Annotated in this window: 18 protein-coding genes; 11 read left to right on the plus strand and 7 right to left on the minus strand. The window is 61.5% G+C overall.

Features of this window, described 5'->3' with window-relative positions; translation table 11 throughout:
- A partial coding sequence (locus BFQ04_RS30075) for a retention module-containing protein (protein ID WP_256544594.1) occupies positions 1–1,245 on the minus strand: 1,245 nt, incomplete at its 3' end.
- 338 nt (positions 1,246–1,583) lie between these two features.
- Here BFQ04_RS30075 and BFQ04_RS19655 point away from each other — a divergent pair.
- The 8 genes from BFQ04_RS19655 to BFQ04_RS19690 all read left to right on the plus strand — a co-directional run bounded on the left by BFQ04_RS19655 (position 1,584) and on the right by BFQ04_RS19690 (position 12,842).
- Complete coding sequence (locus tag BFQ04_RS19655; protein ID WP_065949908.1) at positions 1,584–2,942, plus strand: TolC family outer membrane protein; 1,359 nt, start codon at positions 1,584–1,586, stop codon at positions 2,940–2,942.
- A gap of 40 nt (positions 2,943–2,982) precedes the next feature.
- On the plus strand, positions 2,983–5,139 hold the full coding sequence (locus BFQ04_RS19660) for a type I secretion system permease/ATPase (protein ID WP_065949909.1): 2,157 nt from the start codon (positions 2,983–2,985) through the stop codon (positions 5,137–5,139).
- Positions 5,129–6,493 carry an HlyD family type I secretion periplasmic adaptor subunit gene (locus BFQ04_RS19665; protein ID WP_065949910.1) on the plus strand — a complete coding sequence of 455 codons (1,365 nt, stop codon included), beginning with the start codon at positions 5,129–5,131 and terminating at the stop codon, positions 6,491–6,493. Before BFQ04_RS19660 ends, BFQ04_RS19665 begins: the two co-directional genes overlap by 11 nt.
- A 214-nt stretch (positions 6,494–6,707) precedes the next feature.
- Complete coding sequence (locus tag BFQ04_RS19670) at positions 6,708–7,574, plus strand: TauD/TfdA dioxygenase family protein (RefSeq protein WP_065949911.1); 867 nt, start codon at positions 6,708–6,710, stop codon at positions 7,572–7,574.
- Between the two features lie 60 nt (positions 7,575–7,634).
- The gene (locus tag BFQ04_RS19675) at positions 7,635–8,555 is read left to right on the plus strand and encodes a LysR family transcriptional regulator (protein ID WP_065949912.1); all 921 of its coding nucleotides are present in this window, start codon (positions 7,635–7,637) and stop codon (positions 8,553–8,555) included.
- 238 nt (positions 8,556–8,793) lie between these two features.
- Positions 8,794–10,329 (plus strand): MFS transporter, encoded by a 1,536-nt coding sequence (locus tag BFQ04_RS19680; protein WP_065949913.1) that lies wholly within the window; start codon positions 8,794–8,796, stop codon positions 10,327–10,329.
- Between the two features lie 15 nt (positions 10,330–10,344).
- A complete protein-coding gene (locus BFQ04_RS19685; protein ID WP_065949914.1) occupies positions 10,345–11,403 on the plus strand; it encodes an HlyD family secretion protein in 1,059 nt (352 codons plus the stop codon).
- Positions 11,400–12,842 (plus strand): efflux transporter outer membrane subunit, encoded by a 1,443-nt coding sequence (locus BFQ04_RS19690; RefSeq protein ID WP_065949915.1) that lies wholly within the window; start codon positions 11,400–11,402, stop codon positions 12,840–12,842. Before BFQ04_RS19685 ends, BFQ04_RS19690 begins: the two co-directional genes overlap by 4 nt.
- 57 nt (positions 12,843–12,899) lie before the next feature.
- On the opposite strand, the gene BFQ04_RS19695 is transcribed toward BFQ04_RS19690, so the two are convergent.
- The 4 genes from BFQ04_RS19695 to BFQ04_RS19710 form a co-directional block, all read right to left on the minus strand.
- On the minus strand, positions 12,900–14,153 hold the full coding sequence (locus tag BFQ04_RS19695) for a type II toxin-antitoxin system HipA family toxin (protein WP_083217920.1): 1,254 nt from the start codon (positions 14,151–14,153) through the stop codon (positions 12,900–12,902).
- Positions 14,131–14,490: a helix-turn-helix domain-containing protein gene (locus BFQ04_RS30480; protein WP_065949916.1), complete on the minus strand. Its 360-nt coding sequence runs from the start codon at positions 14,488–14,490 to the stop codon at positions 14,131–14,133. The genes BFQ04_RS19695 and BFQ04_RS30480 overlap by 23 nt, the downstream gene beginning before the upstream one ends.
- Before the next feature lie 98 nt (positions 14,491–14,588).
- Positions 14,589–15,293: a DUF3142 domain-containing protein gene (locus tag BFQ04_RS19705; protein WP_065949917.1), complete on the minus strand. Its 705-nt coding sequence runs from the start codon at positions 15,291–15,293 to the stop codon at positions 14,589–14,591.
- On the minus strand, positions 15,290–17,452 hold the full coding sequence (locus BFQ04_RS19710; RefSeq protein WP_065949918.1) for an outer membrane assembly lipoprotein YfiO: 2,163 nt from the start codon (positions 17,450–17,452) through the stop codon (positions 15,290–15,292). Before BFQ04_RS19710 ends, BFQ04_RS19705 begins: the two co-directional genes overlap by 4 nt.
- A gap of 191 nt (positions 17,453–17,643) precedes the next feature.
- Here BFQ04_RS19710 and BFQ04_RS19715 point away from each other — a divergent pair, with 191 nt between their 5' ends.
- The 3 genes from BFQ04_RS19715 to BFQ04_RS19725 all read left to right on the plus strand — a co-directional run bounded on the left by BFQ04_RS19715 (position 17,644) and on the right by BFQ04_RS19725 (position 21,095).
- A complete protein-coding gene (locus BFQ04_RS19715; protein ID WP_065949919.1) occupies positions 17,644–19,224 on the plus strand; it encodes a glycosyltransferase family 39 protein in 1,581 nt (526 codons plus the stop codon).
- Between the two features lie 31 nt (positions 19,225–19,255).
- Complete coding sequence (locus tag BFQ04_RS19720) at positions 19,256–19,501, plus strand: DUF2789 domain-containing protein (protein ID WP_065949920.1); 246 nt, start codon at positions 19,256–19,258, stop codon at positions 19,499–19,501.
- 97 nt (positions 19,502–19,598) lie between these two features.
- Positions 19,599–21,095 carry a Fic family protein gene (locus tag BFQ04_RS19725; protein WP_065949921.1) on the plus strand — a complete coding sequence of 499 codons (1,497 nt, stop codon included), beginning with the start codon at positions 19,599–19,601 and terminating at the stop codon, positions 21,093–21,095.
- A 4-nt stretch (positions 21,096–21,099) separates the two neighbouring features.
- Here the strand turns inward: BFQ04_RS19725 and BFQ04_RS28745 are convergent, their stop codons facing one another.
- Together BFQ04_RS28745 and BFQ04_RS19730 are read right to left on the minus strand one after the other, a co-directional pair.
- A complete protein-coding gene (locus BFQ04_RS28745) occupies positions 21,100–21,393 on the minus strand; it encodes a type II toxin-antitoxin system RelE/ParE family toxin (protein WP_083217921.1) in 294 nt (97 codons plus the stop codon).
- Positions 21,390–21,668 carry an antitoxin gene (locus tag BFQ04_RS19730; RefSeq protein ID WP_032878500.1) on the minus strand — a complete coding sequence of 93 codons (279 nt, stop codon included), beginning with the start codon at positions 21,666–21,668 and terminating at the stop codon, positions 21,390–21,392. The genes BFQ04_RS28745 and BFQ04_RS19730 overlap by 4 nt, the downstream gene beginning before the upstream one ends.
- Between the last annotated feature and the right edge of the window lie 247 nt (positions 21,669–21,915).

Raw genomic sequence — 21,915 nt, forward strand, 5'->3', positions numbered from 1 at the left:
AATCACCGAGCCATTGCTCAAGGTGACGTTTACCGGGGTTTGCGCCGGGTTGGTCAGGGTCGCGGTGTAGGTGATCTGACCGCCTTCGGTCACGGTCGAACCGGCCGTCAGCGTGACAGTGGTGGTATCGACCACATCAGTAATGGTGGTGACCGCAGGCGTCGTGCTCGGCACCAGGTTTTCAAAGTTGCCGCCGGTTGCGCCGGTAATAGTGGTGCTCACGCTCGAACCGTTGACGTAGACGTCGTTGGCCGGGGTATCGACCACGACCGTACCTGTCGACTCACCCGCCTTGATGGTAATCACCGAGCCATTGCTCAAGGTGACGTTTACCGGGGTTTGCGCCGGGTTGGTCAGGGTCGCGGTGTAGGTGATCTGACCGCCTTCGGTCACACTCGAGCCGGCCGTCAAGGTGACGGTGGTGGTGTCGATGGTGTCGGTAATCTGCGTCACGGCCGGGTTAGGGTCGAGGGTCAGTACCAGGTTGTTGCCGCCGGTGGTGCCGGTGACGTTGACGCTGATCTGGCTGGCGTCGAGGTACGGGCTGTCGTTAGGCGCCAGGGGCACGTTGACGGTACCGGTCAGTTGGCCGGACGGGATGGTAATGACCGCGCCGTTGGACAAGGTGACGGTCAAGTCGCTGGTCGAGGCCTGGGTCACGGTGGCGGTGTAAGTCAGTACGCCCCCGGCTTCGGTGATGCTTGGGGTGGCGCTCAGGCTCAGGGTCGAAGGCTGCAGCGCCAGATTGCCGTTGCCTGTTGAACCTTGAGCACCGGTAAAGGTATTCAGCGTTGATGTGCCCTGGCCGATAGGGGCAGTGGGGAAGCCGATGGTCGGATCGACACGCCCGGCGGTCGCGTCCAGCACTACAAAGCTGTGGCCGCCGCCCGCCGCGCCATTACCGGCAGCGGTTGCGCCGGCGGCAGTGGCTTCCAGTTCGGTGGTCGGGTCGGCGCCGGCGGCGATGGCTTGCTGCAGCTCGGCCACCGACGGCGCGGCCTGTTCGGTGGCGGCGGCCAGGTCGGCAGTGGAGTCCGGCATGTCGGCGCTCCACTGGGTGTCGCGACCCAGGTCCAGCGTGCGCCCATCCGCCAGTTCCAGGCTCACTGCGCCCGACAGGCCTGTATCAATCTGGTCGCCCGCGAACAGGCGATCACCCTCAACCAGAACACGGCGTGTCCCTTCCGGAGAAATAACGAACACTTGACCAACAATGCTTTTGACGATGGCAACAACATTGCTCATTAAATATTTCTCCGGCGATCCGTTTCTGATGATTCCATGTGGCCGCTCAAGAGGGAGGGCCAAACAGGAGGGGGCGTAGTCTGAATACTTACTGGCGTCAAATTATTGGCTAGAATTTTTACCTATCTAGTTTATGCCAAACTATTGACCTTATGGTCGCCATCCTAAACAATCGCCCCCGTAATGTCACATTGATATTTATGCGGCGAACCGTCCTACATGTGTGAAGCAGTTCCGCTTTTTGAACTTTCCGACGTACGGTCATTACGCTAGCCATTATCCGACGCGGCGGCGCCAATCGCTGTGATTTGAGACAAGAAGTCCTGGGGAATTTTTTAATGCGTCTGCACCTGTTCAAGGCAATACCGTTCGTTCTCGCCGCCAGCTTTGTACAAGCCCAGACGCTGCCCCAAGCCATGCAGCAGGCACTGGATGTGCATCCTGAAATTCAGGCGGGTGTAAACAGTCGCATCGCCGCCGATTACCAATTGCGTGCGGCGCAGGGTGGGTATCTGCCGCGTGTCGATTTGAATGCCGGCTATGGCCGTGCAGGCACCGACAACGCGTCCACCCGCGCCACCAATGGCACGGGCGGCAACCACTGGGAAACCCTCAATCGCGGCGAGTCCAGCCTGCGCCTGCAGCAAATGATCTTTGACGGTTTCGCCACTTCCAGCGAAGTCGGGCGTCAACAGGCCAACGTCAACTCCCGCGCCTACTCGCTGCTCGGTACGTCCGAGCGCACCGCATTGACCGTTGCCCAGGTCTACCTGGAAGTGCTGACCCGTCGTGAGTTCGTGCGCCTGGCCGAAGACAACCTGCGCAACCACGAACGCATTTACGATCAGATCAAGTTGCGCACCCAGCGCGGCGTCGGTAACGGCGCCGACCAGGACCAGGCCGAAGCGCGTCTGGCCCAGGCCCGCAACAACCTGATCACCGAGCAGACCAACCTGGCGGATGCGCAAACCAACTACCTCAGCGCCGTTGGCCAGATGCCCGACCAGCTTGAGCGCCCAGCGCCGTTCATGGCCATGCTCCCGGCCGACCTGAATGAAGCGCGGCGCCAGATGCTCGACAACAGCCCGGTGCTGCGCTCGGCGGAGTCGGACATCTCCGCCGCCGAGCAGCAATACGCGGCCGCCAAATCCAGCTTCTATCCACGCTTTGACGCCGAGCTTGGCACCAATGCCGACAACAATGTCTCCGGCGACGCCAACCACAGCAACGGTTGGGAAGCCATGGTGCGCATGCGCTTCAACCTGTTCGCCGGTGGCAGCAACAAGGCCGACCTGCAATCGAAGTCGTACCAGGCCAACCAGGCCCTGGACATCCGCAACAACGCCTTGCGCCAGCTCAATGAAGAACTGGGCCTGGCCTGGAACGCCTTGAACAACGCCAACGCGCAACTGCCGGTGGCCCAGCAGTACGTGGACCACAGCACCCGCGTGCGCACGTCCTACCAGCAACAGTTCAGCCTGGGCCAACGTACCCTGCTGGACTTGCTCGACAGCGAGAACGAATTGTTCACCGCTTCGCGTCGCCTGGAAGAGATCAAGAACATTCAGTTATTTACTCAGTACCGAATCAAGGCGACCATGGGCGAATTGCTCAAAAGCCAAGGCGTCGTCGCTCCCATGGCCTCCATCGTGCAAAACGATGTGAAGCCCAAAGTCCAACTGCCTGGAATGAACTGAGTCACCCCATAGCCCCATCTGTTAGTCGAGAGTGCACCGCGTGGAATCCGAAGTCAGTCGAGTTCATCTCAGTCATGATCCACGCACGCTGCACGACGACCCGTTACTCGACGGGTTGTTGGCACTCTGCGCCCTGCATCAGAAACCGGCCAGCGCGGCCATGCTCACCACCGGCCTGCCGCTGCCTTCGCAGCGCCTGAGTGCCGAGTTGCTGCCACGTGCAGCGGCGCGCGCCGGGCTGCAGGGACGGCTGCTGCAACGCAGGCTCGAACAGATCCCGACCATCGCGTTACCGGCGCTGCTGCTGCTCAAGGACGGGCGCAGTACCGTGCTGGTCGGCTGGGAGGGCGACGATCAGGCGCGGGTGCTGCTCAGCGAAAGCGATGGCGGTGAAGTGCTGATCAAGCGCGAGTTGCTGGTCGACGACTACACCGGCAAGGTCTTCTTTGCCCAGCCGCAGCACAAGTTCGACGTCAATCACGGCACCTTGATTCCCCGAGCGCGATCCTGGTTTCGTGACACGCTCAAGCGTTCGCGCTGGCTGTATACCGATGCCATCGCCGCCAGTTTCCTGATCAACATCATCGCCATGGCCGCGCCGCTGTTCGTGATGAACGTGTACGACCGCGTGGTGCCGAACCAGGCCACTTCTACGCTGTGGGTGCTGGCCGTGGGCATCTGCGGTGCGTATCTGTTCGACCTGGTGCTCAAGAGCCTGCGCAGCCTGTGCCTGGACCTGGCCGGTAAAAAAACCGACCTGATCATCTCCGCCACCTTGTTCGAGCGCATCGTCGGCATGTCGATGAAGTACCGCCCGGCGCGCGTCGGCAGCTTTGCGCAGAACATCCATGAGTTCCAGAGCCTGCGCGACTTCCTTGCCTCCCTGACCCTCACCAGCCTGATCGACCTGCCGTTCACGCTGCTGATCTTCCTGGTGATCGCCCTGCTCGGTGGCCATCTGGTGTGGATTCCGGTGCTGGCGTTCCCGATTGCCCTGGGGATCGGCTACGCCTTGCAAAAACCTTTGGTCGCGACCATGGAACGCACCATGGCCCTCGCCGCTGAACGCCAGTCGAGCCTGATCGAAACCCTCGCCGGGCTGGATGCGGTCAAGGTCAACAATGCCGAGAGCGAACGCCAGTACGGCTGGGAACAGACCATCGGCACCTTGAGCCGGCTCGAGCTGCGGGTGAAGCTGCTGTCGGGCCTGTCGATGAACATGACCCTGCTGATCCAGCAACTGGCCGGCGTGATCATGATCGTGTTCGGCGTGTACCAGATCATCGACGGCAACCTGAGCATGGGCGGCCTGATCGCCTGCTACATGCTCAGCGGCCGTGCCTTGAGCCCGCTGGCCTCGCTGTCGGGCCTGCTCACGCGCTACCAGCAAGCCAAGGTCACCATGACCTCGGTCGACCAGATGATGGAACTGCCCCAGGAGCGCAATTTCGAAGAGCGCCCCATGAGCCGTCGCACCCTGCAAGGCGCCATCGAGTGCCGGGGCCTGAATTTCACCTACCCGAACCAACAGAATCCGGCGCTGAAAAACATCAACCTGGTGATCAAGCCAGGGGAAAAGATCGGCATCATCGGTCGCAGCGGCTCGGGCAAAAGCTCCCTGGCCAAATTGATCGTCGGCCTGTATCAACCCGACTCCGGCGCGTTGCTGGTGGACGGCGTGGACGTGCGCCAGATCGACGTCAGCGAACTGCGCCATAACATCGGCTACGTCGCCCAGGACATCCAACTGCTGGCCGGCACCCTGCGTGACAACCTGGTCAGCGGTGCGCGCTACGTCGAAGATGAGATGGTCCTGCAAGCCGCCGAACTGGCCGGTGTGCACGAATTCGCCCGCCTGCATCCGCAAGGCTATGAACTGCAGGTCGGCGAGCGTGGGCAGAACCTGTCCGGTGGCCAGCGACAGAACGTCGCCCTGGCCCGTGCGCTGCTGCTCAACCCGCCCATCCTGCTGCTGGACGAACCCACCAGCGCCATGGACAACACCGGTGAAGAACGCTTGAAACAACGCCTGCATGCCGTGGTGCAAAACAAGACCGTCGTCCTGGTGACGCACCGTGCCTCGCTGCTGTCCCTGGTGGACCGCCTGCTGGTGGTCGACCGTGGGCAGATCCTCGCGGACGGCCCGAAAGCCGTGGTCATGGAAGCGTTGAAGAAGGGGCAGATCAGTGTCGCTTAACGCCATCAAGAGCGCGGTCGGGCGCTACTTCAAAGGTTCCGACTCGCTGCAGGGCCAGCCGCTGCCCGAGGTCAACAAAGCGCTGATCGAAGATGCGCCGCGGGTCATCCGCCTGACCATCTGGGCCATCATCGCGTTCTTTGTATTCCTGGTGGTGTGGGCAGGTTTCTCCGAAATCGACGAAGTGACCCGAGGCGACGGCAAGGCGATTCCGTCGTCCAAGCTGCAGAAAATCCAGAACCTGGAAGGCGGTATCGTCGCCGAGTTGTACGTCAAGGAAGGTCAGATCGTCGAGGCCGGTGCGCCGTTGATTCGCCTGGACGATACGCGGTTCGTGTCCAACGCCGGGGAAACCGAAGCGCTGCGCCTGGCCATGCAACTGCGCGTCGAGCGTCTGAGTGCGCAGGTGGACGACCGCCCGCTGAACATTCCCGACGATGTACTCAAGGCCGCGCCCAGCCAGGCCGCCAACGAGCGCTCACTGTACGAAAGCCGCCGCCAGCAGTTGAAAGACGAAGTTGGCGGTTTGCAGGAGCAACTGGTGCAGCGCCAACAGGAGTTGCGTGAGTTCACCTCCAAACAAAGCCAGTACCGCAGCCAGTTGTCCCTGCAACGCCAGGAAATCAACATGTCCGAGCCGCTGGTGGCCCAGGGCGCGGTGTCGCCGGTGGAAGTGCTGCGCCTCAAGCGCGCCGAAATGGAAACCCGAGGCCAGCTGGACGCCACCACCCTGGCGATCCCCCGCGCCGAATCGGCGATCAAGGAAGTGCAGCGCAAGATCGACGAAACCCGCGGCAAGTTCCGCAGCGAAGCCCTGACCCAACTCAATGAAGCGCGCACCGAACTGAACAAGGCCGAATCCACCGGCCGCGCCCTGGAAGACCGCGTCAGCCGCACCCTGGTCACCTCGCCGGTGCGCGGCATCGTCAAGCAACTGCTGGTCAACACTGTCGGCGGCGTGATCCAGCCGGGCAGCGACATGGTCGAAATCGTGCCGCTGGACGACACCCTGCTGGTGGAGGCCAAGATCCGCCCGCAAGACATCGCCTTCCTGCACCCTGGGCAAGAAGCGGTGGTCAAATTCACCGCCTATGACTACACCATCTACGGTGGCCTGAAGGCCAAGCTCGAACGCATCGGCGCCGACACCATCACCGATGAAGACAAGAAAACCACTTACTACATGATCACCCTGCGCACCGATCGCAGCCACCTGGGCACCGATGAAAAGCCGCTGCTGATCATCCCCGGCATGGTCGCCTCGGTAGACATCATCACCGGCAAGAAAAGCATCCTCAGCTACCTGCTCAAGCCGATCATCAAGGCGCGGGCGGAGGCGTTGCACGAGCGTTGATCTTCATTGCCTGCTCCTGCCCTATCGGGGGCAAGTCGAATCGTCGCACCGCCCCTCCCACATTTGAATGTGTTCACAAATCAAGTGTGGGAGGGGACTTGCCCCCGATAGGGCCATCAGCATCACCCCATGCATATGGATATGCCCTAACAGTATTTAAACTTCCATTCCCAGGCCTATAAATTCACTCCCTTGTCCGCCGGAAGTGAACCCAATGTCCGCCACCCCCCAACCCTTCGACATCCGCCCCTTCCCCGGCAGTGTCGGCGCCGAAATCATCGGCCTGGATCTATCCCAACCTATCAACGACCAGGACTTCGCCCGCATCCACCGCGCGCACCTGGACCACCACGTCATCGTGTTTCGCGACCAGCGCATCACCCCTGAACAACAGATCACCTTCAGCCGGCGCTTCGGCGTGCTGCAAATCCACGTGCTCAAGCAGTTCCTGCTGGCCAACCACCCGGAAATCCTGATCGTCTCCAACATCATCGAAAACGGCCAGTCCATCGGCCTGGGCGATGCGGGCAAGTTCTGGCACTCGGACCTGTCGTACAAGGAACTGCCCAGCCTGGGCTCGATGCTGCATGCCCAGGAACTGCCGTCCGAAGGCGGCGACACCCTGTTTGCCGACATGCACAAAGCCTGGGAGCAACTGCCCGAGCACCTGCGCAACGCCGTCGAAGGGCGCCGCGCCGCGCATTCCTACACTGCGCGTTACAGCGAAACCAAATTCGAAGGCAACTGGCGCCCGACCCTGACCCCGGAACAACTCGCCCAGGTGGCCGAAGTGGTGCACCCCATCGTGCGCACCCACCCGGAAAACGGCCGCAAGGCGCTGTTCGTCAGCGAAGGCTTCACCACCCGCATCGTCGGCCTGCCGGATGACGAAAGCCGCGACCTGCTGGCCCAGCTCTACGCCCACAGCGTGCTGCCGGAAAACATCTACCGCCATCAGTGGCAGCCCCACGACCTGGTGTTCTGGGACAACCGCTCGCTGATTCACCTGGCCGCCGGTTGCCCGAGCCATCTGCGCCGCAAATTGTTGCGCACCACCATTCAGGGCGATGCGCCTTTCTGAAACGGTGAAGCCTGCTAGGATTGCGCCCAGTTCACTCCCCATCAATCACGAGTGCTTGGCATGCAACTACCGGACATGAACCTGCTGGTCGCCCTCGACGCCTTGCTCGATGAAGGCAGCGTGGTGGGCGCGGCGCGGCGGATGAACCTGAGCCCGGCGGCCATGAGCCGCACCCTCACGCGGATCCGCGATGCGGTCGGCGATCCGATCCTGGTCCGCGCCGGCCGCGGTCTGGTGCCGACGCCCAAGGCGCTTGAGCTGCAAGGCCAGGTGCGCAACGTGGTGGAGCAGGCGGCGTTGCTGTTTCGCTCGGCCGACCAGGTGGACTTGAGCACCTTGCGCCGCCGCTTCAGCGTGCGCGCCAATGACTTTTTCATCGGCGTGTATGGCGGGCGACTGTTCGACACCATGCAAAGAGTGGCGCCGCTCTGCGAGCTGCGCTTCGTGCCCGAAGGCGATACCGACGACGAAGCGCTGCGCGAAGGGCGGTTGGACTTGCGGGTGAGCAATACCCTGCCGGCGAGCCCCGAAGCGAAGGTGCAGAACCTGTTCTCCACCACCTTCGTCGGCCTGGCGCGGGAAGATCATCCGCTGTTCGACGCAGAGATCACCGCCGCGCGGTTTGCCAGCTATTCCCACATCAGTATCTCGCGGCGCGGCATCGCCCGTGGGCCCATCGATACCGCGTTGAATGCCCAGGGCCTGGAGCGCCGCGTGGCTATGATCGCCCCAGGCTTCCACGGTGCAATGTTCATGCTGCCCGACTCCGACCTGCTGCTGCCGGTGCCCAAGGAAGCGCTCCTCAGCGCCAGGCGCCTGAATCTGCCGCTGCGCGCATTCCCCCTGCCAATCTCATTGCCGACGCTGGTGTTGGCCCAATCCTGGCACCCACGTTTCGACAAAGACCCGGCGCACAAATGGCTGCGCGAAACCATGCGCGAGAGCTGCCACGCCACGTGGCTCGAAGCCCAGCCCAGCTGAAATCCCAAGCCATGCCGGGTCAAATGTGGGAGGGGGCTTGCCCCCGATTGCGGTATGACAGCTACCCCATATGAACCTGATACACCGCTATCGGGGGCAAGCCCCCTCCCACATTTTAAGCCCTGCGGTATTATGTGGATTGCGTCTGACGCACTTATAAGCTGACAACAAGTAACTTTTTGTCATGGTAGAGCCTGATTAAACTGCTCGGGTATTTCCCATTCCGAGTTACCTGTCCATGACATCCCTCGCTGCTCCCGCCCTCGAGGCCGCAGCCAAACCCACTGCGCCCAGCCCACCGGTGTTCGGTCCGCGCATTATTATCGGCCTGGTCGGCGTGTTGCTGGCGGTGCTGGTGTCCGGCCTCAACGAGATGGTCACCAAGGTCGCCCTCGCTGATATCCGTGGTGCGCTGTACATCGGTTTTGACGAAGGCACCTGGCTGGTCGCGGCCTACACCGCCACCTCCGTGGCCGCGATGGCGTTCGCACCGTGGTGTGCGGTGACGCTCTCGCTGCGCCGTTTTACCCTGTGTGCCATCGGCTTGTTTACCCTGCTCGGCATCCTCTGCCCGTTCGCACCGAACTACGAAAGCCTGCTGCTCCTGCGCACGGTGCAAGGCTTGGCCGGTGGCGCGTTGCCGCCGATGCTGATGACCGTGGCGCTGCGGTTCCTGCCAGCCAACGTCAAGTTATACGGCTTGGCCGGGTATGCCCTGACGGCCACCTTCGGCCCGAGCCTGGGTACGCCGCTGGCGGCGCTGTGGACCGAATACGTCGGCTGGCAATGGGCGTTCTGGCAGATCGTCGGGCCCTGCCTGTTGGCGATGGCCGCCGTGGCCTACGGCTTGCCGCAGGATCCGTTGCGCCTGGAGCGTTTCAAACAGTTCAATTGGCGCGGTCTGCTGTTGGGCTTCCCGGCAATCTGCATGCTGGTCATCGGCCTGTTGCAAGGCAACCGTCTGGACTGGTTCGAGTCGGGCCTGATCACCTTCCTGCTCAGTGGCGGCACGGTGCTCATGGTGTTGTTCATGCTCAATGAATGGTCGCAGCCGCTGCCATTCTTCAAGTTGCAGATGCTTGGCCTGCGCAACCTGTCGTTTGCGTTGATCGTGCTGGCCGGCGTGTTGATGGTGTTGACCTCGGTCATCATCATCCCGTCGAGTTTTCTCGCTCAGGTCCAGGGTTACCGCCCCCTGCAAACCGCGCCGGTGATGCTGCTGATGGCCGTGCCGCAGCTGATCGCGCTGCCGCTGGTGGCCGCGCTGTGCAACCTGCGCTGGGTCGATTGCCGCTGGGTGCTGGGCATCGGTCTCGGCATGTTGGTGCTGTGCTGTATCGGCAGTTCGCACCTCACCTCGGCGTGGATCCGCGATGATTTTTATGGCTGGTACCTGCTGCAGATTTTCGGCCAGCCGATGGCCGTGTTGCCGCTGCTGATGCTGTCCACCGGCAGTATCCAGCCCATCGAAGGGCCGTTCGCCTCGGCGTGGTTCAACACCGTCAAGGGCCTGTCCGCCGTGATCGCCACCGCTGTGCTGGATACGCTGACCACCCAGCGCGGGCATTTTCACTCGACCATGCTGGTGGACCGCCTGGGCAACTCGCCCCTGGCCGACGGCGACGCGCCGGGCCTGGCGCACCGCCTGCACGAGCAAGTTGTGGTGCTCACCTCTTCGGATCTGTATGCCGTCATGGCCGGTGTCGCGGTGGCGTTGATCCTGCTGATTTTCTGGATGCCCACGCGGATTTTTCCGCCTCGCGCACCGACCTGAACCCAAGGATTTCTCATGAAACGCAAAGACAAAATAGCCGTCTCCGTTATCGCTGTGTTTGCCGTCGGCGTGCTGGTGTACCTGGTTGCGCCAGGTATCCTGGGCCGCCAGCGCCAGACCACCAACGACGCCTTCGTCGCCGCCGATTTCACCCTGGTCGCCCCCCGCGTGGCCGGGTTCATCAAGGAAGTGTTGGTAGAAGACAACCAGCGCGTCAAAGCCGGCCAGCTGTTGGCGCTGATCGACGACCGGGATTTTCGCGCCGCCGCCCAGGCCGCCGACGCCGACACGTTGGTCGCCCAGGCCCAACTGAAAAACGCCACCGCGACCCTGGAGCGCCAAAGCTCGGTGATCGCCCAGGCCCAGGCCACCGTGGCGGCGGACCGTGCCGAAGTGGCGTTTGCCGAACACGAGCTGAACCGCTACAACCACCTCGCCGGCGTCGGCGCAGGCACCGTGCAGAACGCCCAGCAAGCCAAGACCCGCATCGACCAGGCCACCGCGCGCCTGGCCAAGTCCACAGCGGTGCTGGCCGCCGAACGCAAGCAAGTGGAAATCCTCACGGCCCAGCGCGATGCCGCCGACGGCGGGCTCAAGCGCGCCCAGGCCGCGCTGGAAATGGCCAGCTATCAGCTGTCCTACACGCGCATCGTCGCGCCGGTGGACGGCATGGTCGGTGAGCGGGCGGTACGGGTCGGCGCCTATGTGACACCGGGCAGCAAGATCCTCGCGGTCGTGCCGCTGGCCGAGGCCTATGTCGTGGCCAATTTCCAGGAGACGCAACTGTCGCACATGCATGCCGGCCAAGCCGTGCAAGTGCGTGTCGACAGCCTCGATGGCGAGTTGCTCAACGGTCACCTGGAGAGCCTGGCGCCGGCCACCGGGGTGACCTTCGCCTCGGTCAAGCCGGACAACGCCACCGGCAACTTCACCAAGGTGGTGCAGCGCATTCCGGTGAAGATTGTGCTGGAGCCCAATCAGCCGCTGACCGAGCGCCTGCGCGTCGGTATGTCGGTGGAGGCCAGCGTCGACACACAGGCGGTCGCGCCACACCATGAGGTGGCCCAGCAATGAAACATGTCGCCTGGCTCACCTTGAGCCTCATCAGCCTGAGTGCCTGCACCGTCGGCCCGGATTTCCAACGGCCGCAAGGCCCGCAAGTCGCCCAATGGAGTGAGCCCCAGGGGCGTCAGGCGGCCAGTCGTGCCAGCAGCGACCCGTTGCAGGAGCGCTGGTGGGACGTGTTCCACGACGAACAGTTGTCAGCGCTCACACGTCGTGCCCTCAGCGATAACCTCGACCTGAAACTGGCCAGCAGCCGCCTGCAACAAAGCCGCGCCGTGCGTCAGGTGACTACCGCCGAACGTTACCCCGGCGTCGATGCGGGCGGCGGTTACCAGCGCAAGCGCAACAGCGCCAAAGGTTTGAACGACCCCTCCGGCGAGAACGGCCGCTCGGCCTTCAGCCAATGGGACATGGGCTTTTCCGCTGCCTGGGAGTTGGACTTCTGGGGCCGGGTCAAGCGCGAGACCGAAGCCGCCGATGCCACCCTGGACGTCGCCGAAAACGACCGTCGCGCCGTGCTGCTGTCGGTACTGGCCGAGACCGCACAGGATTACATCCAACTGCGCGGCGTACAGAACACCCGCGCTGTCACCGAGCAAAACCTCGACGTCGCCCGCCACAGCCTCAAGCTCTCGCAACTGCGCCTGGCCGACGGCGTGGCGACCGACCTGGACGTGGCCGAAGCCGCCGCCCAGGTGGCCGCCATCGAAGCGCGCCTGCCTGATCTGCAGCAGCGCCAGGATCAATTGATCAACGCCCTGAGCCTGCTGATGGGCGAGCCGCCGCAAGCCCTGCACGCGCAACTGTCCAAGGACGCCGCCGTGCCGCAGACCCAGCGCCAGGTCGCCATCGGCCTGCCGTCGGAACTGGCCGAGCGCCGCCCGGACATCCGCCAGGCCGAAGCCCGTTTGCACGCCGCCACTGCCAGCATCGGCGTGGCCAAGGGTGATTTCTACCCGCGCATCACCCTGTCCGGCAGCCTAGGCTCCCAGGCCATGCAACTCTCGGACTTCGGCTCCTGGGGCTCGCGCGCCTTCGCCTTCGGCCCGCAATTGAGCCTGCCGCTGTTCAACGGCGGGCGCCTGCAAGGCATGGTGGATTTGCGTGAAGCCCAGCAACAGGAAGCGGCGATTTCCTACCAGCAAACCGTGCTGCGCGCCTGGCATGAAATCGACGACCAACTGACCCGCTACAACGCCAGCCAACTGCGCCGCGACAGCCTGGCCGAAGCCGTGCACCAGAACCAGATCGCGCTCGCCACCGCGCAACACCAATACGTCGAAGGCGTGGCCGATTTCGTCAATGTGCTCACCGTACAAAGCGCGCTGCTGGCGACCCAGGAACAATGGGTGGAAAGCTCTACGGGCGTTTCCTTGGCCATGGTCGGCTTGTACAAGGCGTTGGGAGGAGGGTGGGAGTCGGTGTATCCGTTGCAAGCGCTTCACTGATGACGGTGGGAAGTCGAGCGAGCCTTGAACGTGACGTCGTTTTCAGTTGCGCACCCGTCAAGGGTGCGCTCTGTTGCCGGCGGGTGGTGCTGCCATCAGTTGCGATTCAAACCGGGTGCATACATTGGACAGCATGCGCACATCGGCGCCGCTACAGCCCGCCGCTTCAAAAAACCCGGAAGCCTCCCGCACGACCGCATAGACGTCAGTGACGATGGATCTTGCTTCATCCATTCCCAACCCAAAACGCTCGGGCGTACTGAGCAAATTGCTGACCGACGATACCCTGCCCTCATTCCCGATGATGAGCGCCTGCAAGCCTAGCTGCGTGGGGTGAGGCAATATGTCGAATACCGGTGCGAGGGAATAGCCCGAAGCGCTGGTCAACAGCAGTCCGGTTTGTTTCAGGTGGTCGTCGCTATTGCCGATGAGCACATTGAACGCCATACGCCTGTAAAGCTCACGCATGTCCAACGTTGCATCGTCGCTGACCTTCTTCAAAACGTCGGCGATTCTGGAATAGGAAGCGGCACCGTCAACCGCGTCAACTCGCATTCTCGGCTTCTCGGTACTTACCAAAGAATTGCAGCTGACATAGTGTTCGCGACCAGCGCCTTCATGCCGGTCAAAACGCTCGACCATCAAAACCGGTTTGCCGGCGACCTCTACCAACTTGTGCCCGGCTGCGGGCAGCCCCGCCGCATCCGCCATTTGAAGGCTGGCAAATTCCGCACGTGGCTGATCGAAAACATCATCGCTACGGCCGAGTTTGGCAATCCATTCCTTGCCTTCATGAGTCACCGTGACCTTTGGCCTGGCGCCGCCCATGGAGCTGCCAAACTCAAATAGCCGTGCGATTTCCACGGGCAGGTCCACCTCACCCTTCTCGACTCGATCAAGGCCTACCATGATTTTCTCAAGGTCTTCGAATTGCGGTGGCTGGTGCAGGGTCGGCAACAGATTTCTTGAAGCACTGAACAGCAGGCAACCCACGCCCGCACCCCGCGAGGCAAGCAGCCATTCAACTTCGTTTTGTGGATGCTGTTTGTGGGTCGCCAGCAGAACACGCCGCCCCCAATTGTCCGGCGTTGCGTCGTCAAGCACCCCGAACATGCGCGTCGAGGAATACTGATTACGGGTCAGGGGCACGTTCAGCGGGTCAATCGCGAATGCGTCGGGCCGTGCGAGCCAACTATTGGCGTAGCGAAAAACGAACCCACTGGCGTGCATGGCCACTTCGCCCACAGGGACCGGATCACCGACTGAGTGAGCTGAAAAAACAAAGGCATTACCAATCGGCTTCCAGGACATCAGGGTCTCCTTCAGTGCGAATTCGCTCAGGCTCACGGGCCAGGCTCATGGTCATCCCAACTTGGTCGAGTTCCGGCGACGCGATGCTCGCCATACCTTCCTCCAGGTCCATCGCGCTAAGCACATTCATCAGCACACCGAGGGATACGCCTGCCTCGCCCTGTCTCAGCCGCTGATACGTCTGCCTTGTGATGCCCGCACGACTGCATATTGTGGAAATTTTCAGTCGACGACGAAGGCGGGCTATTTCGATACCGTTTCCGATACCTTTTATCAGCTCGTCGCTTCTTTCTGAGAGGTACCCTTTGTGAGGGTTGGGTCTGCCAGTGCTTTGCATGATATATCACCCATTAATGCCGTTAGAGTAACTTATATCATCTTCGGGTAGCTATGCCATCAATCCGGCTCAACACTGGTTTTATCGAGCCGGAACACTCAACGATTCTGCAAAAACACCACATACCCCCGAAACCACTCACTTTCCTGCAAATACCCCGGCGCCTCCCACTCTCCACCCTGAATCAAGCCGACCTTGAACGGCACGCCCATCCGGTTCATCCGTGGCAGATAGGCCGCGTAGTCGGGGATGCTGTGGCGTCCCTGATACGTCTGCACCACCACTTCATCCACCACGCCCTTGAGCTGGGCGATGGCGGCCGGGTCGGCGTTGCTGCTCCAGTCCATCAGGCCGGTGATGCTCAAGCGCAGGTCGGCCGGCAAACGCTGGCGCAGATCGCGCAGGAAGGCGGCGTATTCGTGCAGGTACTGGGTGCGGGCGTCGAAGTCGATCTGGATGCCGATCACCGGGTTGCCCGCGTCACGCCAGCGTTGCACCTGGCCGAGCAGTTGGGTGTAGACCGGCTCCGGCCAGTGCAAGGTGTGGGCGCGGTAGACCACCCAGATAGTGCCCTGGGTGATGCGCGGCACGCTCATGCCCTGGGCGATCAGTTGCACGCCACGTTGCGGTGCGCGGCGCGTGGAGTTGATCTGGCCCTGGAGGATGTACAGGGTTTTGGCCTGCTTGATCACCGGCTGGGGCGTGACGCCGCTCCACAACCAGAAGGCGTCGTAGTCACGGGCGTCGACGGCGCCGAAGGCCGGGCTCGCCAGCAACAGCACGCCCAGCCACAGCGACTTCACCAGTAGTACTGCAGCGATTTGCCCCACTGCGTGTCGGCGTAACCGCTCTTGAGCTGGCGGAACCAGCCTTTGCGCACGGCCGGCGCCACGTCTTCACCGCCGCAACTGTTGTAGCCGGCCGGCGCGTAGCAGTTGATGGCGCGAAACAGTGCGTAGGCCTTGTCGGTTTTCGGTGCCTTGGCGTTGGCGATCACCTGCTTGTAGCCGTCCAGGCGCGAGAAGGTCTCACCCTTGAAGTCCGAGGCGGTGCTGCCCAGGCTGCCGGCGGCGCGGGGGTGTTCCAGCGGCATGCCGTCCAGGCCGTTGCGCAGGATGAACTCACCGAAACAGTTCAGGGCGTGCGGGTTTTTGGCATCCTCCTGCAAGGTCGCGGCGGTTTGCGCGATACTTGGGCAGGCGTAGCCGGATTCGGCCTTGTCACCGTTCCACTGGAACAGCGTCAAGGTCTGGCCGCTGGTGTAGGTGTAGCCCAGGCTGGTGCCGAGCTTGTCTTCGGACAACGAGGCTTGCTTGAGGTCGTCGGCAAAGGTCGCGAACTGGTTGTGCAGCAGGTCTTTGTAGAGCAGCACGAATTGCGCGCTCTGGCGTTCCGTCGGGTCGCTGGCGTTGGCGATCTGCTGGCGCAACAGGTCGGGGCCGGCGACGTTGCGCAGCAGGATGTAGCGCACCTGTTTGGCGCTGATCGGCGAGTCGGCGGCGAATACCTTGGCCAGTTGGCCGCTGCGCTCGTAGTTCATCGCCAGGGCCAGCTCCAGCTGGTCGCGTTGCAGCGGTTGCGTGGCCAGCGGCAGCAATTGCAGCCACAGGGCTTGCGCACCTGCCCAGTCTGGTTTGGCTTCCAGGGCCAGGGCGCGCAGGGTTTGCTGGCTGAAGGCGAAATAGTCCAGGGTTGACGGCACGTCCGCCGGCAGATGCTTGAGGGCCGTGTCGGGTTGATGCTCGACATACAGCGCATACGCCGCTTGCAGGTAGTCGAACAACGCCGGCTCGTTGGCGAAGGTGCTCTTTTGCTTGTCGAGGTCTGCGCGGCTCAACAGGGGCGGGGTGTGGGCACGCATCGCCATCAGGTCGCTGACCACTTGCAGCATCGGGCTGTTCGTCGACGTGTTGTCGGCCATCAGTAACTTGAGGTCGGCTTCTTCGACCAATTCGTCCACGCTCACATTGCGCTGGGCGTCGGTGGCCTCGGTCAGTTGCCAGGTGAAGTCTTCGGCAAGCCGGGCATCGTCGTTTGCCAGCCAGTGCACACGGCGCAGCAGGCCACGGGCGGAAGCAACGTAATCGCCTTGTGGATAAGTTTTCAGGTAAGCGAGAAAGCCTTGTTCGGCGTCGTTCAACGCGGGCTTGTCCACATGCTCGCGCTGCGGCATGCCGTATTCGTCGAAGGCTTGGGCCTGGGCCTGGTTCAGCGAGGTGCGCGCGGTCATGTACAGCGCAGTTTCCTTCAGCCAGGGCGCATCGCTGGTCGCGGCGGCGGCGAAACCGCGCTCGGCGTCACCGAAGCGGCCACTGTAGAAGTCAGCGGCGGCCTGCAAATAAGTGCGAAACCGTTGGGCGTTGGCCGAGGGCGTCAACTGCGCGTCCACCACCTGGCCGTCCCAGTCACAGGTTGTCAGCAGCTGCAAACGTGCTTTGACCAATACGTCGCGCTCAGCCGGCGGCATATCGGCTTTGATCACCTGGCTGATAAACGCCGTGGCGCTGTCGTCATCGTTGCTGCGGCAACGGCTGCCTTCACCGTTGAGGAAGGCTTCGCCGGCGGTCTTGTATTCCTCGCGCTTGACGCCCAGCGGCTGGAGCAGGGTGTCGAGCTCGGCAGTGCGTGAATCGTCCGCCTGGTTATCCGGCTCATCGCTCGCGGCTGGAATCGGCACCAGGCGATACACCGGAAACGGCACCGGGCCGAAGCCTTGGGCCAAATCGTCCTCGCCCAAGGCATTGGGCGTCAGCGGCGCGGCTTTTTTGTCGGCCAGCAACAGGCGCAGGTTGACCCGGCTATCGTTGCCCGGGCTGAGAAAGGGTTGGTTGCTGCAGGGTTCGAGACTGTCACGCGAGACCCGCCAGTCGGGGTAGCACGAGTCGTCGGAACTGGCCTGGGCCGCCAGGGGAATACCGGCCAGCAGGGCCAGAGCCAGAGGTGACAGCAAACCGATGCGCATAACGTTTCCTTGATCCTGAGTCCGTGGAGGAGGGCAATCATAGCCTGATCCTACGAGTGCTTCGGTGAAGGCCTACGCAAATTGTTGATTTGTCTGATTCCAGCAACGGGCCCTAGGCTTTTGGCCTAAAGTGGCGGTGTTTGCGCATGCGCAGTGTTTGTCCTGTAGAGGGCAGTCGTAACGGAGTCGATATGCGTCGGTCTGCGGTAGAGCAAAATGAAAAAGTCCGGGCCTTGCCTGCGTTCAATCGCCTGACCCGGGAGGGCGCCGGCTGGCTCAGCCGCCTCTGGTGGGTGCCGATCCTGGCGCTGGCCATGGCCCTGCGGTTCTACCACCTGACGTCGGCGGCGATCTGGGGTGATGAAGGCTCGAGCCTCTTGCTCAGCGAATATGCGGTGACCGACCTGTGGTTTCACGCCGGCCACGATGTGCATCCGCCGCTGTATTTTGTGCTGCTGCGCGGCTGGATCGAAGTGTTTGGCGACAGCATCTGGTCGATCAGGAGCATGAGCGCCATCCCCGGTGCCGTCGTGGTGGGCCTGGGGATCTGGCTGACGCGGCAACTGTCCACCCGTCGCGCCGCACTGCTGGCCGGCATCCTGCTGGCGCTGCTGCCGACGGCGGTGCGCTACAGCCAGGAAGTGCGCATGTATTCGCTGCTCGGCGTATGGCTGTTGGGGGCTACGCTGGCGCTGGTCTACTGGATGCGCCAACCCGCGCGCACACGTTACCTGGCCGCTTATGTGCTGTTGATGAGCGCCGGTTTCTACACCCATTACTTCACCGCGTTGTGTGTGCTGGTGCACTGGGCGTACCTGGGGCTGCAGCCGCCAGGCCAGCGTCTGATCACGCGCCCGGCGTGGTGGGTGGCCAACGCCACGATTGTGGTGTTGTACCTGCCCTGGCTGCCGAACCTTCTGGACCTGGTGCAGCACGTCGAACAGCTCAAGGTAGGCGGGGACATTGGTTGGGAAGAGCCGGTCAACCTGCTGTCCCTGCCCTCGATGATCTGGCAGTTCGTGTTGCAGGATGAAGGCGTCGATTTCTGGGCACCGCTGTTCTGGATCTTTCCGCTGTTGTTGGTCGCGGTGGTCTTGGTGACAGCGTGGCGCAACCCCGGGGCCCATTTGCCTGCATTGTTTTTCTTGCTGCCATTGCTGTTGGTGTACGGCGTGTCGTTTATCTCGCCGGTCTTTATCGAGCGCTACCTCACGGTGTATGCCCTGGGTTTGCCAATCACCCTTGCGCTTGCCATCGACCGCTTGCCGTCACGCCTGTCATGGTTGGGCGCAGCGCTGTTAGTGCTGTTTGTCGGCATGGAATTGCTGGGCCTGAAGAACAACTTCGAGGTGGATGAGCAGGATCAATTCAATGTGCCGGTAGAGTTCGTCAATCGCAATTACCAGGAGGATGACCGTATCGTCCTCAGCGACATGATGTGGTACCTCAGCTACGTGTATTACGACCAGACCGACGCTCAACTTCAACTCTACACACCGCCCAAACCCGACGGCACCCCGACGCGACCGAATGCCTACGGTTTCGGTACGCTGGTGGATCAGGATGGCGGACGCATCTACCTCGAACGTCTATCCGCATTGCCGGCCACCACCCGTCGCGTGTGGCTGATCAGCAGCAACGAAGCACCCGACGACTTTGCCCCGTTGCCCGAAGGCTGGCGCGAACTCAGCCGTCAGGACGGCGGCGGTGCACGAGCGCGTCTGTTCGTGCTGTGCAATGTGCCGGCGCCACAACCCGAGGGTTGCCGCTAGACTGTCTTGAACACGCCTATGAGGAACCCACATGGAATCGCCAGTGCACAACCTGCCGGCCTTGTTCAAACAGCTTGGCCTGGCAGATGACCCGGTCAGCATCGAGAAATTCGTCGCCGTGCATTCACCGCTCAAGCCTGAGCTGAAACTGGCGGATGCGTTTTTCTGGAGCGAGGGTCAGAAGGCGTTTTTGCGTGAGGAGATACTGGAGGATGCGGATTGGGCGGTGGTGGTGGATGAATTGAATGTGATGTTGCGGGGTGGGCGAGGGGTGTAAAAAACTGAGCAGAAAGGCCAAAACTTGAAAAAAAGTGATGAGGCTTGAAAAAATCTAGGCTTTAATCGCGCAAGTGAACTTTTTATGAGGTTGCGCGATGTCTTTGGTCGGCTATGCCCATCTTCACCAACTCCTCGGGTTGAAAGCCATTGCGCCTGCTCGTTCAGCGATGGTCAAGCCCGTCACTCGCATCTCGTTGATTGGCGATTGCCTTGCTGTTCCCCAAACGGTAGCGCCTGCAGCCGATTCGGTGCTCGACCATATTCTTTTTGCCCTCAAGCACGAAGGTATAAATCTCGCAATTCTCGCTCAGGCACTTGACTCGGTCAGCGCAGATCAATTGCTGCAAGAGCTGGATAAAGCACCTAACGGCGTATTCATCCGCAAGGCCTGCTATTTGTGGGAAGGCCTGACGCTGCAACGGCTCGATTACAGTAAGCCTATCAACAGCCGAGTTTCTCCCCTGTTTGATCCGCAACGCTACGTAACGGGGCCGTCTACACGCAATTCCCGCTGGCGTATCGACTTCAACGGTTTGGGCTCATTGGCCTATTGCGCGACAGTCGAGCGTACGTCTGAAATTGACGCCTTATTGAGTCTCGACATACTGGGCCGCGCCAAATCCTTCATGGCCACCCTCCCACCCGAAATGATGGACCGCGCCATCCAGTGGGCGTACCTGCACGAAACCCGCGATTCATTTGCCATCGAAAAAGAACAACCCAGCGAAGAAAAATCCCGTCGCTTCGTTCAACTCCTGCGCCAGGCTCACGAAGGCCGTTTGCTCACCGAGGACTACTTGGTCGAGCTGCAAAACAGCACCGTCTCCAACCCCTTCGACAAAGCCGTCGCGTTTCGCCACGAACAGAACCACCTGCACAACGGGCTGCGCGGCGCAGCCGGTGTGAGCTACGTGCCGCCAGCCCCCGCGCTTTGCCAGGAATTGATGGAAGAGCTGATGGCCTTCGCCAACCAGCCCGTGCGAGACGTCGATCCTTTGGTTGCGGCGGCGGTCACCGCTTTCGGCTTCGTGTTCCTGCACCCGTTCATGGACGGTAATGGCCGCCTGTCTCGCTTCCTGATCCACCAGACGCTTTGCCACTATGGCGCACTGGGAAATGGCTTGTTGCTACCGGTCTCCGTCGCCATGAAGCACGAAGAGCAAGCCTATCTGGAGGCACTCAAGACCTTCTCCCAGCCGACGCGGGAATTCTGGAACGTTACTTGGTTGGACGCCGACCACATGGCGTTCGACTTCATCGGTCACCCCTCGATCTACCGCTACTGGGGCGCCACCCGCTGCGTCGAATTCACCCTGCAAATGGCCCGCCGCGCACTGGAAGTCGAACTGCGCGAAGAAACCGAATTCCTCGACCGCTACGACCGTGTGATCAAGGCAGTGAATCAACGCTACGACGTGCGTGGCAGTGATTTGTCGAAGCTGGTGATGATGTGCCTGGATAACGAGGGCAAGCTTTCCAAGCATCGGCGCAAGCAGTTTCAGTACAGCGTGGCGGAGGAGGTGTTTGGGTTTATTGAGGAGGAGGTGGGGCGGGTGATTGAGGAATGTGGCAATCAGCCCTCGCCCATCTGAGGCATCAATGTGGGATGTAGCTTTCTGGTGGCCAGTGGCGAGCTGTATGCACCAGAGCCACAATCCTCACTACGTCGGGCTCAACTTGATAAACAAGGCGGTAGCTCGGGTGCGGAATGATTTCGCGTGTTCCCGCAATCCGGCCTATTGGGCCAATTTCGGGGTTATGTGCTAATCCAAGTGCTGCCATGCTGAAGCGCCGGTCCATGTCGGCTGCGGCTTGTGGGTTTTTCTCAAACAGAAAATCCCAGATATCTCTACGATCCTGCCCTGCCTCGGGCGTCCACGCGACCCTCATCCCTGACTATCTACTTGAGCGCGCCTGGCTGCGAATTCAGCTTCCAAATCTTCATTGGAAACCTCTCGGCCTGCGCGAATGGATGCACGAGAAGCATCAACTTTGCGTTGCAAAAACTCATCGTACTCTCGCGAGTGCTGCTGGGCCTGAACGAATTCACGCATCATTTCGCGTACGATTTGCGATGCAGGACGATGAGAGGCTTCGCATTCAGCCATGAACTGGTCGCGAAGCTCTGGTTCAAGCTTCATTGTAAAAACGGCTAATTTGGACATCAGCGATTCCTCCGGAATGGTATGAACAAAGTATATACATCATCATTACCGAATGGCGTTTGGAAAAAGCTGAGACGACTGACGGTAGAGATCAATATGTTGGTTGCACAGCCTCAACCATCCCCCTATAGTTCGCCCCGTCGCCGCACATCGGCGATCGGATTTGGCGATCCGAAATTCTGTGACGCGTTACAGCGTTCCTACCCCGTGCGTTTTTCCTTGGATGAAGGCATTGGGTTCTATGGCG

Origin of the sequence: Pseudomonas sp. 37 R 15, from assembly GCF_900004865.1 — a bacterium.
GTDB classification, from domain to species: domain Bacteria; phylum Pseudomonadota; class Gammaproteobacteria; order Pseudomonadales; family Pseudomonadaceae; genus Aquipseudomonas; species Aquipseudomonas fluorescens_AM.

Coding starts and splice junctions, on each gene's coding strand:
- BFQ04_RS19655 (WP_065949908.1), top strand. CDS start 1,584: ATGCGTCTGCACCTGTTCAAGGCAATACCGTTCGTTCTCGCCGCCAGC.
- BFQ04_RS19675 (WP_065949912.1), top strand. CDS start 7,635: ATGCAACTACCGGACATGAACCTGCTGGTCGCCCTCGACGCCTTGCTC.
- BFQ04_RS19725 (WP_065949921.1), top strand. CDS start 19,599: ATGTCTTTGGTCGGCTATGCCCATCTTCACCAACTCCTCGGGTTGAAA.
- BFQ04_RS19720 (WP_065949920.1), top strand. CDS start 19,256: ATGGAATCGCCAGTGCACAACCTGCCGGCCTTGTTCAAACAGCTTGGC.
- BFQ04_RS28745 (WP_083217921.1), bottom strand. CDS start 21,393: ATGAGGGTCGCGTGGACGCCCGAGGCAGGGCAGGATCGTAGAGATATC.
- BFQ04_RS30480 (WP_065949916.1), bottom strand. CDS start 14,490: ATGCAAAGCACTGGCAGACCCAACCCTCACAAAGGGTACCTCTCAGAA.
- BFQ04_RS19670 (WP_065949911.1), top strand. CDS start 6,708: ATGTCCGCCACCCCCCAACCCTTCGACATCCGCCCCTTCCCCGGCAGT.
- BFQ04_RS19715 (WP_065949919.1), top strand. CDS start 17,644: ATGCGTCGGTCTGCGGTAGAGCAAAATGAAAAAGTCCGGGCCTTGCCT.
- BFQ04_RS19695 (WP_083217920.1), bottom strand. CDS start 14,153: ATGTCCTGGAAGCCGATTGGTAATGCCTTTGTTTTTTCAGCTCACTCA.
- BFQ04_RS19685 (WP_065949914.1), top strand. CDS start 10,345: ATGAAACGCAAAGACAAAATAGCCGTCTCCGTTATCGCTGTGTTTGCC.
- BFQ04_RS19710 (WP_065949918.1), bottom strand. CDS start 17,452: ATGCGCATCGGTTTGCTGTCACCTCTGGCTCTGGCCCTGCTGGCCGGT.
- BFQ04_RS19680 (WP_065949913.1), top strand. CDS start 8,794: ATGACATCCCTCGCTGCTCCCGCCCTCGAGGCCGCAGCCAAACCCACT.
- BFQ04_RS19690 (WP_065949915.1), top strand. CDS start 11,400: ATGAAACATGTCGCCTGGCTCACCTTGAGCCTCATCAGCCTGAGTGCC.
- BFQ04_RS19730 (WP_032878500.1), bottom strand. CDS start 21,668: ATGTCCAAATTAGCCGTTTTTACAATGAAGCTTGAACCAGAGCTTCGC.